The 12915-nt window shown below is 71.8% G+C and carries 11 protein-coding genes and 1 pseudogene; 10 read left to right on the top strand and 2 right to left on the bottom strand.

The features are described 5' to 3' along the window. The 8 genes from GT030_RS14365 to GT030_RS14330 all read left to right on the top strand — a co-directional run. The coding region (locus tag GT030_RS14365; RefSeq protein WP_161201443.1) for a nicotinamide mononucleotide transporter family protein at positions 1–459 on the top strand (459 nt) is incomplete at its 5' end. Further along, complete coding sequence (locus GT030_RS14360) at positions 456–1784, top strand: bifunctional 3,4-dihydroxy-2-butanone-4-phosphate synthase/GTP cyclohydrolase II (protein WP_161201442.1); 1329 nt, start codon at positions 456–458, stop codon at positions 1782–1784. The genes GT030_RS14365 and GT030_RS14360, both read left to right, overlap by 4 nt. A 31-nt stretch (positions 1785–1815) precedes the next feature. Continuing rightward, positions 1816–2301 carry a 6,7-dimethyl-8-ribityllumazine synthase gene (ribH, locus tag GT030_RS14355; RefSeq protein ID WP_135792795.1) on the top strand — a complete coding sequence of 162 codons (486 nt, stop codon included), beginning with the start codon at positions 1816–1818 and terminating at the stop codon, positions 2299–2301. Positions 2302–2335: 34 nt separating this feature from the next. Next, positions 2336–2608 carry a phosphoribosyl-ATP diphosphatase gene (locus tag GT030_RS14350; RefSeq protein ID WP_020117406.1) on the top strand — a complete coding sequence of 91 codons (273 nt, stop codon included), beginning with the start codon at positions 2336–2338 and terminating at the stop codon, positions 2606–2608. Positions 2609–2668: 60 nt separating this feature from the next. Beyond that, a complete protein-coding gene (hisG, locus tag GT030_RS14345) occupies positions 2669–3517 on the top strand; it encodes an ATP phosphoribosyltransferase (protein ID WP_031180210.1) in 849 nt (282 codons plus the stop codon). Between the two features lie 15 nt (positions 3518–3532). Beyond that, positions 3533–4003: a PH domain-containing protein gene (locus tag GT030_RS14340; RefSeq protein WP_161201441.1), complete on the top strand. Its 471-nt coding sequence runs from the start codon at positions 3533–3535 to the stop codon at positions 4001–4003. Between the two features lie 293 nt (positions 4004–4296). Next, positions 4297–5631: a hemolysin family protein gene (locus GT030_RS14335; RefSeq protein ID WP_161201440.1), complete on the top strand. Its 1335-nt coding sequence runs from the start codon at positions 4297–4299 to the stop codon at positions 5629–5631. Continuing rightward, a complete protein-coding gene (locus GT030_RS14330; protein ID WP_161201439.1) occupies positions 5628–6746 on the top strand; it encodes a hemolysin family protein in 1119 nt (372 codons plus the stop codon). The genes GT030_RS14335 and GT030_RS14330 overlap by 4 nt, the downstream gene beginning before the upstream one ends. 22 nt (positions 6747–6768) lie before the next feature. Here the strand turns inward: GT030_RS14330 and GT030_RS14325 are convergent, their stop codons facing one another. After that, positions 6769–8631: an AAA family ATPase gene (locus tag GT030_RS14325; protein WP_161201445.1), complete on the bottom strand. Its 1863-nt coding sequence runs from the start codon at positions 8629–8631 to the stop codon at positions 6769–6771. Between the two features lie 434 nt (positions 8632–9065). Then, positions 9066–9696, bottom strand: a pseudogene (locus GT030_RS14320) (hypothetical protein). Between the two features lie 254 nt (positions 9697–9950). Between GT030_RS14320 and GT030_RS14315 the strand changes: the two are divergent. Together GT030_RS14315 and GT030_RS14310 are read left to right on the top strand one after the other, a co-directional pair. After that, positions 9951–10907: a hypothetical protein gene (locus GT030_RS14315; RefSeq protein ID WP_161201438.1), complete on the top strand. Its 957-nt coding sequence runs from the start codon at positions 9951–9953 to the stop codon at positions 10905–10907. A gap of 43 nt (positions 10908–10950) precedes the next feature. Beyond that, entirely contained in the window at positions 10951–12492 is a 1542-nt protein-coding gene (locus GT030_RS14310; protein ID WP_161201437.1) for an amino acid permease, read from the top strand. Positions 12493–12915: the final 423 nt, after the last annotated feature.

The following is a 12915-nucleotide window of genomic DNA, read 5'->3' as shown; positions in this document are numbered from 1 at the left end:
GGCAGCGCGGGCAAGCAGGTCGTCGTCATGGCCGTCGCCGTCTACGGCTTCTGGCAGTGGAGCCGCAGCCGCGGCAAGGCCGCCGACGGCCACATCGCCCCCCGCTTCGCCACCTGGCGCGAACGCGCCGCCATGACCGCGGCGGCCGCCGCCGGCACCGTCGCCGTCGCGCTCCTCTTCACCGCGTACCCGTCCCTGTCCTGGGACCCCTGGCCGGACGCGTACATCTTCGTCGGCACCATCGTCGCCATGTACGCCCAGGCCAAGGGCATGGTCGAGTTCTGGATCGCCTGGCTGCTCGTCGACGTCGTCGGCGTCCCGCTGAACTTCGCCAACGGCTACGCCTTCTCCGGCTTCGTCTACGTGATCTACGGCGCGCTCGTCCTGTGGGGCATGCGCGACTGGTGGCTGCGCTCCCGCAGGAACGCGCGGCCCGTCCTGGAAGGAACGCCCGCATGACCTCGGCACCCCCGCTGCACCCCGGTGACAGCATCGAAGACCTCCGCCTCGACCCCGTCGAGCAGGCCGTCGCCGACATCGCCGCGGGCCGGCCCGTGGTGGTCGTGGACGACGAGGACCGCGAGAACGAGGGCGACCTCGTCATCGCCGCCGAGAAGGTCACCCCCGAGATCGTCGCCTTCATGATGAGCGAGTGCCGGGGCCTGATCTGCGCCCCCATGGAGGGCGCCGAACTCGACCGGCTGCGGCTGCCGCAGATGGTCGAGGACAACACCGAGTCCATGAAGACCGCCTTCACCGTCTCCGTGGACGCCTCGCCCGCGCACGGCGTGACCACCGGCATCTCCGCCACCGACCGCGCCACCACCCTGAAGCTGCTGGCGAGCGGCACCGCCCAGCCCACCGACCTGGTCCGCCCCGGCCACATCTTCCCGCTGCGCGCCCGCGAGGGCGGCGTCCTGGTCCGCGACGGTCACACCGAGGCCGCCGTCGACCTCGCCCGCCTCGCCGGACTGCGCCCGGCCGGAGCCATCGTGGAGATCGCCGGGGAGGACGGGCGCATGCTGCGGCTGCCCGAGCTGATCCCGTTCGCCCGCAAGCACGGGCTGACGATCATCTCCATCGCGGACCTCGTCACCCATCTCCGCGCCCCCGAGGCCGAGGCCGACCAGGCCGTGACAGCGCCTGTTGTGGTCGCGCCCACCGTCCGCCGCGAGGCCGAGACGAGCCTGCCCACCCGGCACGGCACCTTCACCGCCTACGGCTACCGGGCCCCCGACGGCGTCGAACACGTCGCGCTCGTCCATGGCGACATCGGTGACGGCACCGGCGTGCTCGCCCGCGTCCACTCCGAGTGCCTCACCGGCGACGTCTTCGCCTCCCGGCGCTGCGACTGCGGCCCCCAGCTCGACGCCGCCCTCGCCCGCATCCACGCCGAGGGCCGGGGAGTCGTCGTCTACCTGCGCGGCCACGAGGGACGGGGCATCGGCCTGCTGTCCAAGCTGCGCGCCTACGAACTCCAGGAGCGCGGCCGGGACACCCTCGACGCCAACCTGGAACTCGGCCTGCCCGCCGACGCCCGCGACTACGCGGCCGGCGCCCAGATCCTGGCCGACCTCGGCGTGCGTGACGTCCGGCTGATGACCAACAACCCCGACAAGACCGACGCGCTCACCCGGCACGGCATCCAGGTCACCGGCCGCGAGCCGATGCCGGTCCACGCCGACGAGCACAACGTCCGGTACCTGCGCACCAAGCGCGACCGGATGGGCCATGACCTGCCCTGGCTGGACACCCCCGCCGTGTCCACCTGCGGCAACCAGTAAGCGAACAGAGCGAACAGCGCGAAGGAGCAACGTGAGCGGCAAGGGTGCACCGGAACTGTCCGTACGCAACGTCAGCGACCTCAGGGTCGCCGTCATCGCGGCGCAGTGGCACGACAAGGTGATGGACGGTCTGGTGAACGGCGCCCTGCGCGCCCTGCACGACCTGGGGATCGACGAGCCGACCCTGATCAGGGTCCCCGGCAGCTTCGAACTCCCCGTCGCCGCCAAGGTCCTGGCCGACCGCGGCTACCACGCCGTGGTCGCCCTCGGTGTCGTCATCCGCGGCGGCACCCCCCACTTCGACTATGTGTGCCAGGGCGTCACCCAGGGCCTCACCCAGGTCTCGGTGCAGACCGGCGTCCCCGTCGGCTTCGGTGTCCTCACCTGCGACACGGAGGAGCAGGCCCTGGACCGCGCCGGCCTCGAGGGCTCCAGCGAGGACAAGGGCCACGAGGCGGTCACCGCGGCCGTGGCCACGGCCGCCACGCTCCGTTCGGTCTCCGAACCCTGGCACTGAGACCCCGCCCGGACCGCGTAGGCTGAGGACCACCATGTCCAATAAGACGTTCGAGGAGCTCTTCACCGAGCTCCAGCACAAGGCAGCCAACGGCGACCCCGCCACCTCCCGCACCGCCGAACTGGTCGGCAAGGGCGTCCATGCCATCGGCAAGAAGGTCGTCGAGGAGGCCGCCGAGGTCTGGATGGCCGCCGAGTACGAGGGCAAGGAAGCCGCTGCCGAGGAGATCTCGCAGTTGCTCTACCACGTCCAGGTGATGATGGTCGCCCGCGGCATCTCGCTGGACGACGTCTACGCCCATCTGTGATCCGTCGCCCCGTACGCCAAACCCGCCGTACCACCCCGTCACACGAAGGAAGCCGACCTCATGCTGCGCATCGCCGTCCCCAACAAGGGTTCCCTGTCCGGACCTGCGGGGGACATGCTGCATGAGGCCGGCTACCGGCAGCGGCGGGAGTCCAAGGAACTGCGCACCGTGGACCCGGTGAACGAGGTCGAGTTCTTCTACCTCCGCCCCCGGGACATCGCGATCTACGTCTCCTCGGGGCAGCTCGACATCGGCATCACCGGCCGGGACCTGCTGATCGACTCCGGCGCCGGCGCCGAGGAGATCCTCCCGCTCGGCTTCGCCCGCTCCACCTTCCACTTCGCCGCCCGCCCCGGCACCTTCGCCGGCACGGCCGACCTCAAGGGCCGCACGGTCGCCACCTCTTACGAGGGCATCGTCGCCCGCCACCTCGCGGACAACGCCATCGACGCCTCCGTGGTCCACCTCGACGGCGCGGTGGAGACCGCGATCGAGCTGGGCGTGGCCGAGATCATCGCGGACGTGGTGGAGACCGGCACCTCGCTGCGCAACGCCGGGCTCGAGGTCTTCGGCGAGCCCATCATGAAGTCCGAGGCCGTCGTCATCCGCCGCACCGGCGCCGACACCGACGAGCCCAAGGTCCAGCAGTTCCTCCGCCGCCTCCAGGGCGTCCTGGTCGCGCGGACGTACGTGATGATGGACTACGACTGCCGCGTGGAGCAGCTCGAGAAGGCCGTCGCGCTCACGCCGGGCCTGGAGTCCCCGACCGTCTCCCCGCTGCACAACGAGGGCTGGGTCGCCGTGCGTGCCATGGTCCCCACCAAGGACGCGCAGCGGATCATGGACGACCTCTACGCCATCGGGGCCCGGGCCATTCTGACCACGGCCATCCACGCCTGCCGTCTCTGAGGAACCGCGAGTCAGATGCCCGAGCTCTCCCAGCCCCCCGCCCCGCCCGGCCTCCCGGTCACCTTCCGGCCGGAACGCACCCGCGTGATCCTGCTCACCGCCGGACTGGCGATCTTCGTGGTCGTCGCCGCCGTCGCCTTCCTGCTGGACATGGGGCCGGGGGAGCGTCTCAGCTTCATCGTCACCGGCGCCCTGATGGCCTGGGTGCTGGCCCGGCTGGCGCGGGTGAAGGTCGTCGCCGACGAGTCCGGCGTCACGGTCGTCAACATCGCCGGCAGCCGCAAGCTGGCCTGGGCCGAGATCGTCGGGGTCAACCTGCGTCCGGGTGACCCCTGGGTGTTCCTCGACCTCAGCGACGGCACCAGCCTGGCCGCGCTCGGCATCCAGCCCGGCGTCGCCAAGCAGCGCGCCATCGCCGACGCGCGGAGCCTGCGCACTCTGGTGGAGCAGCAGGCGCCGCGCGATCCCGAGTTCCCCCGGAGCTGAGGTTCCGGCGGGTCCAGTGCGGCCTCCGGGGCCCCTCGGGATCCCGGACCGGAGGCCATTCAGGGGCGGTCGCCCTTGCCGCACCTGCCCCGGTCTTGACTAATCTGTTGGCGGAGGCGTTTTCCGACGCGCCTCCGCCTCCGTCGTGCCACGCCCGGCGCACGGAGGTTTTCCCTGCTATCCGAGGAGTGACCCTCTCCGGCGATGGACGGATCGTCCTGTAGTACCTGCGCCGCCCCCTGCCGACATACCGCGGACCACCCGGCCCGCGTGCACGCGGAGGCGGCGGCATCATGAGCACTCCCCTGCTGCTCCTAGGAGCGGCCTTCCTGCTGATCCTGGCCAACGGCTTCTTCGTGGCCGCCGAGTTCGGCCTCGTCACCGTCGAGCGCCAGGACGCCGAGCAGGCCGCGGCCGAGGGCGACCAGCGCGCCCGTACGGTCGTGGAGTCGCTGAAGGAACTCTCCTTCCAGCTCTCCGGCACCCAGCTCGGCATCACCATCACCTCGCTCGTCGTCGGCATGCTCGCCGAGCCGGCCCTCGCGGACCTGCTCGGCGGCCCCCTCGGCGCGCTCGGCGTCCCCGATGGCGCGGCCTCCGGCGTCGCGGTGGTGGTCGGCATGCTGCTGGCCAGCGCGGTCCAGATGGTCGTCGGTGAGCTGGTCCCCAAGAACTGGGCGGTCTCCAAGCCGCTCCAGGTCGCGCGGTTCGTCGCGGGCCCGCAGCACGTGTTCTCGCGGCTGTTCCGGCCGGTGATCTCCGTGCTGAACACCGTCGCCAACCGGCTGGTGCGCGCCCTCGGTGTCGAGCCCGCCGACGAGCTGGCATCCGCCCGCACCCCCGGCGAACTGGTCTCCCTGGCCCGGCACTCCGCCCGGGCCGGCGCACTGGAGCAGGACACGGCCGACCTGTTCGTCCGCACCCTGTCCCTCGGCGACCTGACGGCCCAGCACGTCATGACCCCACGGGTGAAGGTCAGCGCGCTCCAGGACTCGGCCACCGCCGAGGACGTCGTCAACCTCACCCGCGCCACCGGCCTGTCCCGCTTCCCCGTCTACCGGGAGAAGATCGACGAGATCGTGGGCATGGTCCACCTCAAGGACGCCCTGGCGGTCCCGGCCGCCGAGCGCCTGCGCACCCCGGTCGCCCGGATCGCCGGCAAGGCGCTGCTGGTCCCCGAGACCCTGCCGGTACGCCCCCTGCTGACCCGGCTGCGCAGCGAGCAGCCCATCGCGGTCGTCGTCGACGAGTACGGCGGCACCGCGGGCGTGGTCACGCTGGAGGACATCGTCGAGGAACTGGTCGGCGAGGTCCGCGACGAGCACGACCGCCAGGTGGTGCCCGAAGTCGCCCCCGCCCCGCCCGAGGACGGCCGCCCCGCATGGGACGTGGACGGCGGCTGCCGTGTCGACGTCCTCGCCCGCATCGGCCTGGACGCCCCCGAGGGGCCGTACGAGACCGTCGCCGGGCTGGTGGCCGACCTGCTCGGCCGTATCCCGGCCCCCGGTGACCGGGCCGAACTGCCCGGCTGGCGGCTCTCCGTGCGCCAGGTCCGCCACTACCGCGCCGAGCGGGTCCGCCTGGTCCGGACGGCGCCCGTCGCCCAGCAGACGGAGGCCGCCCGATGAGCGTCGTCCAACTCCTCTTCGCCGCGCTGCTCGTGCTCGCCAACGGATTCTTCGTCGGCGCCGAGTTCGCGCTCGTCTCCGTCCGGCGCAGCCAGATCGAGCCGGTCGGCACCGCGCGCGCCCGTCAGGTGCTGCACGGTCTGGAGCGGCTGCCGCAGATGATGGCGGCCGCCCAGTTCGGCATCACCGTCTGTTCGCTGACCCTGGGCGCGGTGGCCGAGCCGACCGTGGCCCATCTGCTGGAGCCGGTGTTCGAGGCCGTCTGTCTCCCCGAAGATGTGATCCACCCGCTCGGCTATGTGATCGCGCTGGCCGCGGTGGTCTTCTTCCACCTGGTCATCGGTGAGATGGTGCCGAAGAACCTGGCCATGGCCGCGCCCGAGAAGGCCGCGCTGTGGCTCGGCCCCGGCCTGGTGTACTTCGCCCGGATCTGCAAGCCCGTCACGGTGGCGCTCGGCGCCTGCGCGCAGGGCATCCTGCGGCTCTTCCGGGTCGAGCCCAAGGACGAGGTCGAGGCCGTCGTCACCAGCGAGCAGCTCAACCGCCTGCTGGAGGACTCGAGCCAGGCCGGGCTGCTGGACCCGGAGGCGCAGGAGCGTCTGGAGGACGCGCTGGAACTGGGCTCCCGCCCGGTCACCGACGTCCTGCTCAAGCGCGAGACCCTCGTGACGGTGCCGCCCTCGGTCACACCGGGGGAGATCGTCGAGCTGACCGCGCGCACCGGCTACTCCCGCTTCCCGGTGGCCGCGGGCACCGGCGCCTTCATGGGGTACGTGCATGTGAAGGACGTCCTCGACCTGGAGGACTCCGACCGCGCCGTGCCGCAGCACGTGTGGCGCCCGATGGCCACGATGCGGGCGGAACTCCCGCTGGACGACGCGCTGACCGTCATGCGCCGGGCCGCCACGCATCTGGCCCAGGTGGCGGACGCCTCCGGCCGCGTGCTGGGCCTGGTCGCGCTGGAGGACGCGCTGGAGCTGCTGGTGGGCGAGGTCCACGACCCGGCCCACCCGGACACCGCTCAGCCCGCGCCGAGGACGGAACCGGTACCCGTGCGCCCGGCCCCGGCCCGGCCGCGCAAGAGCGGCGACCCGGAGCAGGCACTGGCCACCTAGTGGATATTGGCCGCGGGGCCCGTCACATCGCCGACGGGTCCTGCGGCGCCCGCCCCGACAGCACCTCGCCGTACGCCTGCATGAGGTCCGGCAGGCGCAGGGTGGCCAGGTCCTCGCGGGAAAGGACGCCCGGACAGGTGGACAGCCGCAGATCCCGGTACGCGCAGCTCTTCTCGTACAGGGTGCGCAGGAACCTGCCGTTGCCCAGCTCGTCGATCCAGCCCTGGTCGACCACGTGCCCCGCGATGGAGCGCAGCTCCTCGACCGCCTCCTCGTCCCACGCGTCCCCGTTCTCCGCCGCCAGCACCCGGCCGATCTCGGTGAGTTCCTGGGGGCGGTACGAGGGGAAGTCCACGCGGGTGGTGAAGCGGGACGACAGACCGGGGTTGGCGGCGAGCAGCCGGTCCATGCCCTCGGGATACCCGGCGAGGATCACCACCAGGTGGTCCCGGTTGTCCTCGGCCCGCTTCAGCAGCACCTGGAGCGCCTCGTCGCCGTACGCGTCGCCCTTGCCGTACCCGGAGTTGGAGAGCGCGTACGCCTCGTCCACGAAGAGCACGCCGCCGATGGCCGAGTCGATCAGTTCGTTGGCCTTCCCGGCGGTCTGGCCCAGGTACTCGCCGACCAGGTCGGCCCGCTGGGCCTCCACCAGGTGGTCACCGCCGAGCAGGCCGAGGGCGTAGAAGACCCGGCCGAGGATGCGGGCCACCGTGGTCTTGCCGGTGCCGGAGGGGCCGGAGAAGACGAAGTGCCGTTTCGGCGGCTGGACCGGGAGTCCCTGCCCGGCGCGCAGCCGGGCCATGTTCAGCTGCGCCGAGAGTGCCTTCACCTGGCGCTTGACGGGCTCCAGACCCACCATGCGCTCCAGCTCCGCCAGCGCCTCCTCCAGTAAGCCCGGATCGGTCGGTCCGGCCGGCAGGTTGGACGAGGAGAGCCCGCTCTTGAGGCGGACCGCGCGGTCCGGCGCCGAGGGCAGCGGGCCGGTGGGCAGGTCGGGCTCGGCGAACCTGAGGTCGCGGCCCTCGCTGCCGAAGAGGGGGTCGAGGGCGTCGGGGCCGTCCATCGTGTCCTGGCCGGCACCGGACAGGGTGACCGCCGCGAAGTCGGCGGGGTCGTCGTACCCGTCGCCCTCGGCGATGGCGGCGAGCCGGGCGGAGGTGTCCATGAAGGCCGGGTCGACCCGGTGCACGGCCCGGTACAGCGGGAGCGCGGCTGCGCTGCGGCCGGTGCCCTCGTGGGCGCGGGCCAGCCAGTAGCGCAGCTCCTTGCGCTGCGGCTGCTCGCTGCGGCAGCGCATCAGGGCGGCCGAGAGCAGCGGCTCGGCCTGCCCGTACGTCTCCAGCCGGACGCGGGCCATGCCGCCGAACAGGCCCGCCTCTATGCCGAGCAGGGGGTCGTCCAGCAGCGGGTCGGTGTGCCGGACCAACTGCTCCCAGTCCTTGACCAGGTAGGCGCGGCAGGCGTGCAGGAACCGCACCTGCGGGTCGGTGTCCACGGGCGGCAGCCCGGCCAGCGCCCGGTCCAGCTCCGGCACATGGCGGCCGTCCAGCCAGTGCGAGGCGTGCGCCAGCAGCAGGTCGCGGGGGCTCTCCAGCACCGGCTGCACCCACCAGCCCAGCCAGTACCAGGAGTTGAGGGAGCGGCGGTGCCGGGCGCGCTGTTCGCCGAAGCGGTCGCGGTGCCGGAACATCCTCAGCAGCGCGGTGGTCGTGTCGACCCTGAGCGCGTGCAGCCCGAGCCAGGCGTCGGCCATCCCCGGGTCCATCCGCGCCGCGGCGCGGAACTCCTCCTCGGCCTGCGGGTAGGCGCCCATCGTGTAGGCGTCCACGCCTCGCACCCAGGCGAGGTCGGCCGGGGCCTCGGGGCCCTGCGTGCCGAAGTCCATCACGTCCCCCACGAACCGTGCCCCCCGTTGGTTGCCCCGCCGGGCAGGCGCTCGGCGGTCGCCGCGGTCGAACCGCTGTACCGCGGACCGGAGTTGCCGGTGCGCGAGGCTGCTGCCCGAAGGTCGCACCGAGGGCATCGTACCCGCGGGGGCACCGGCTGCCGAAGGGTGCCGCAGAGGGCGTTTGACGAGGTGGGAGCATGCGGGGCGCACGGGGCGCGGTCACCGAGGGTGATCGAATCGGTGCGTTCGGCGCTCCGGAACCCGGCTGAGGGCAGAACGAAGCCCCCGATCACGGGGGAACAATCGGGGGCTTCGCGTCCTCGGGACGGCCCGCGAAGGGCCGTGTGTGGAGAAAGTAAGACCTGTACGGGGGCCGGGTCAAGCCGTGTTGGGGCCCTGAATGAACTTACGGGGTGGCCGTCTTCACAAGTTCAGCACACAGCGGACGACTCGTCACTGTAAGTGAGAATCCGGGTCGGGCAGGCGCTCCCGGAGGGGGCTCGCGGGCCCTGGCAGCACCTCGTACCCCTCGGGTGTCGTGCGCACCGTCAGGTCCGCGTGGGGGCGCGAGGGGTCGCCGGCGAAGTGCGCGCGCTCCGCCTCGGTCCAGCCGTCCCAGAACTCCCGCTGGGCCTCGCCGTCCCGGCGGCGGCCGCGCGCCCAGGACTCCGGCGCGGGAAGCTCCATCCACAGCAGGGCCGCCAGATGCGGGCGCAGCGCCCGGCGTCCGGCGCCGACGCCCTCGACCAGGAGCACGGGAGCGGGCGGCAGGACGCGGGGCGGGCCGAAGGCGCGCTGGGTCCAGTCGTAGGGGAAGTACCGCGCGCTCTCGCCCCGACCCAGCGGCTCGATCACCTGGGCGGTCAGGCGGGCGGTCCAGGAGAACAGCTCGTCGTGGGTGGCGATGTCGTCCAGGTGCAGCACCGGGGCCCCGTCGAGCGCGGCGGCCAGGTGTCCGGCGAAGGTGGACTTCCCGGAGCCCGCGTGCCCGTCGACGCCGATCAGCCGGACCGGCCCCAGGGACGGGGGAAGGGCGCGCAGCCGGCGGGCGAGGTCGTGAATGGTGATTCCCGAGGTGTGGTGCGGTGTGGGGGAGTTCTGCCGGAAACAGTCTAGTAGGGGGTGAAGGCGAGGTGCCCGAGGGGCCGAAAAACGCGACTTCCCGAGGCGCCCGCTGACCTGGGGTCAATCGGTGGAGATTCTCCCTCGGAATCCGTCGACCGATATGTGAAATTCGGCGTTCCAGGTGTGTCGCCCGGTGAGTAAAGTGCGACCTGCACAACTGCGACGCGTTGTATCGGGACGGACAGGGGAGCATGGCCGCGGAGTTATTCGAGGGGCAGTACGTCTGGCACCCGGCGGCCGACGACCGCGTCCTGGCGAGCGTATGCGTCGATGTGCGGGCGGGGCGTCACCGCTACGCCTGTGAGGCCCTGGCCGAGACCCGGTCCGACTTCGCCCTGCGCGCCCACCGCTCGCTGGTGCTGGCCTCGGAGGCGGCCGGCACCGACCTGGTGGAGCGCTGGCTCGCCGAGGAACCGTCGCCCGAGGCCGCGCTGATGTGGGCCCGGGTGGCCGTGCAGCGCGCGATGCGGGCCGCCGACGCGCGCGACGAACGCGCCGAGGCACTGGAGCGGATAGCGCTGGCCGCCTGCGAACGCGCCACCGCCCTCGCCCCCGACGACCCCACGCCCTGGGTCGCCAAGCTGACCATGGCCCGGCTGCACCAACTGCGCGAACCCGCGCCGCAGGGGCTGCTCACCGCGCCGCCCGGACCCTGGCGGCTGTTCGCGCACATCCTGTCCCTGGACCCCTGGCACCGCGAGGCCCACCACCGCTTCCTCTCCTTCTTCTTCACCCGGCACGGCGGCACGGTCAACGCTGCCTGGGACGTGGCCGCCTTCCTCAGCCAGCGCGCCCCCGCCGACTCCGCACTACGGCTGCTGCCGCTGGTCGCGCTGGTGGAGAGCTACAACCCGACCCAGTTGCTCGCCGAGCGGGTCTGGGAGCAGCCGCAGTGGCGCTCGACCGCGCTGGCCGCCTACCGCAACTGGCTGCCCACGGTGGCCGGTTCCCGCTTCACCCCGGTGCTCGACCTGGCCTACCTCGCGCACGCGCTGGTGATGGGCCAGAGCGAGTTCGAGGCACGGGCGGTCTTCGCGGCGATGGGCCCGTACGCCTCGCGCATGCCCTGGAGCGCCTTCGGTGACCCCGCCGAGCAGCTCTCCCGTGCCCGGCGCGCCTGCGGGCTGCCCGTCCCCGGAGCCGCCTGAGACCGCACCTCACGCGTCCACCCCCCAACAGAAAGGCAGATCAGTGTCGGAACGGATATCGCCGCCAGGGGCAAAGGCTCCGGCGGCCGAGGAACCGGTCGTGCTCGACGACGACGCGACCCTGCACGCGATGGGTTATCCGCGCAAACTCACGCGCCGTTTCAAAGCGTTCGACAATTTCGCGATCTCCTTCACCATCATCAATGTCCTCTCGGGTATTTTCTCGTCCTTCGGATTCGGTCTGAGTGCGGGCGGGCCCCGTATTCTCGTGTTCGGCTGGATCGGTGTCTCCGTGATGGTGCTGTTCATCGGCGCCGCCATGGCGGAGGTCGCCTCCGCCTATCCGACGAGTGGGGCGCTGTATTTCTCCGCCGGTAAACTCGCCAAGCGGCACAAGGGCGCCTGGTCCTGGTTCACCGGCTGGCTGAACTTCGTGGGGCAGATCGGCGGCACCGCCGCCACCGGGTACGCGGCCGCCACCTTCATCCAGGCGTTCGTCGCCCTGCAGTGGTCCTCCTACGAGCCCACCGCCCATCAGACGGTGCTGATCACCGCGCTGATCATCGTGCTCCAGGGCCTCGCCAACACCTACACCGTCCAGCTCGTCGCGGTGCTGAACCGGATTTCCGTGTGGTGGCTGCTGATCGGACTCGTGGTGATCGTGGGCGCACTCATCGTGATTCCCGATCACCACCAGTCGGCGTCCTTCGTCACGCATTTCGAGAACAACACCGGCTTCACCAACGGCCTTTACGGCGGCATGCTGGGCCTGCTGGTCACGAGCTGGACCTTCACCGGCTTCGACGGCAGCTTCCACATGTCGGAGGAAACCGTCCAGGCCACCGTCAACGCCCCCAAGGGCATCACCCGCGCCGTCGGCTATTCGGCGCTCACCGGCCTGATCCTGATGCTCGCGCTGGTCTACAGCATTAGCGACTACACCAAGGTGGCCGGCTCGGACGCCCCGCCCGTCCAGATTCTCATCGACGGGCTCGGCGTCGGCACCGCCAAGGTCATGCTGCTGATCGTCATCGGCGCCATGCTCTTCTGCGGGCTGGCCAACCTCACCAGCAACACCCGGCAGATCTTCGCCTTCTCGCGCGACGGCGCCATGCCCGGCTCCCGCTGGTGGCACTCCGTCTCGCCGCGCACCCGGACGCCCGTCAAGGCGGTCTGGCTCGCCGTGGCCTGCTCGCTCGCCCTGGTGGTCCCCGGCTGGTGGTCCCACACGGCGTTCACGGCCATCGTCAGCGTCAACGTGGTCGGACTGTTCCTCGCCTACGCGGTGCCGATCTTCCTGCGGCTGCGGCTCGGTGACGAGTTCCAGCCCGGCCCCTGGCACCTCGGCCGCTGGGGCCGGCCGATCGGCTGGGTCGCGGTGATCTGGATTCTTCTCAGCAGCGTCCTGTTCATGCTCCCGCAGGCGTCCCCGATCACCGTGGACTCCTTCAACTACGCGCCGATCGCGCTCGCGGCCGTGCTGCTCATCGCCACGGTGTGGTGGTTCACCACCGCCCGCCGCCGCTTCCAGGGCCCGGTCAGCTACGGCCGGCCCGACGAGGTCGCGGCGATGGACCTGGTCTGAGCCCCCGGGCGACACGCAGGTCACCTGAAGGTGACATGAGCCTGCCATCACACGGCCCCGGTGTGCGGTGTCCCGCCCGCACCGGGGCCGTGCCGTGCCGGGGGCCGGTCGCCGCCATTGGCCAAGACCAATATTCATGGGCGCGGCATGCGCCGAAGTGCTGGCAGGGGCATGTCGGCTGCTCCATAGTTGGCGCACAACCGTGCACCCGAGTTGGCGCACGCCCGTGCACCTGAACCGTCCCGACCCGGACACCTGGGGGTAGTCGCGCCCATGAGCAGAGCCCAGCAGCCGTCCCGCCGAACCGTTCTCGCCGCAGCTGTCGCCGTCGCGGTGGCCGCCGGGACGGTACCCGCGGCCGCCGCCACCGCAACCGCGGCCCCCGACGCCGACGACTCGGGCCGCGCGCCCGCCCGTCCCGTC

The organism is Streptomyces sp. SID1328 (genome assembly GCF_009865595.1).
In the GTDB taxonomy this organism is placed as follows: Bacteria; Actinomycetota; Actinomycetes; order Streptomycetales; family Streptomycetaceae; genus Streptomyces; species Streptomyces griseoluteus.
This window is presented reverse-complemented; position numbering and strand designations above follow the sequence as displayed.

Bases quoted from the DNA above. Each gene is read 5' to 3' on its own strand.
- GT030_RS14360 (WP_161201442.1), top strand. From the start codon at position 456: ATGACCTCGGCACCCCCGCTGCACCCCGGTGACAGCATCGAAGACCTC.
- GT030_RS14350 (WP_020117406.1), top strand. From the start codon at position 2,336: ATGTCCAATAAGACGTTCGAGGAGCTCTTCACCGAGCTCCAGCACAAG.
- hisG (WP_031180210.1), top strand. From the start codon at position 2,669: ATGCTGCGCATCGCCGTCCCCAACAAGGGTTCCCTGTCCGGACCTGCG.
- GT030_RS14340 (WP_161201441.1), top strand. From the start codon at position 3,533: ATGCCCGAGCTCTCCCAGCCCCCCGCCCCGCCCGGCCTCCCGGTCACC.
- GT030_RS14335 (WP_161201440.1), top strand. From the start codon at position 4,297: ATGAGCACTCCCCTGCTGCTCCTAGGAGCGGCCTTCCTGCTGATCCTG.
- GT030_RS14330 (WP_161201439.1), top strand. From the start codon at position 5,628: ATGAGCGTCGTCCAACTCCTCTTCGCCGCGCTGCTCGTGCTCGCCAAC.
- GT030_RS14325 (WP_161201445.1), bottom strand. From the start codon at position 8,631: ATGGACTTCGGCACGCAGGGCCCCGAGGCCCCGGCCGACCTCGCCTGG.
- GT030_RS14315 (WP_161201438.1), top strand. From the start codon at position 9,951: ATGGCCGCGGAGTTATTCGAGGGGCAGTACGTCTGGCACCCGGCGGCC.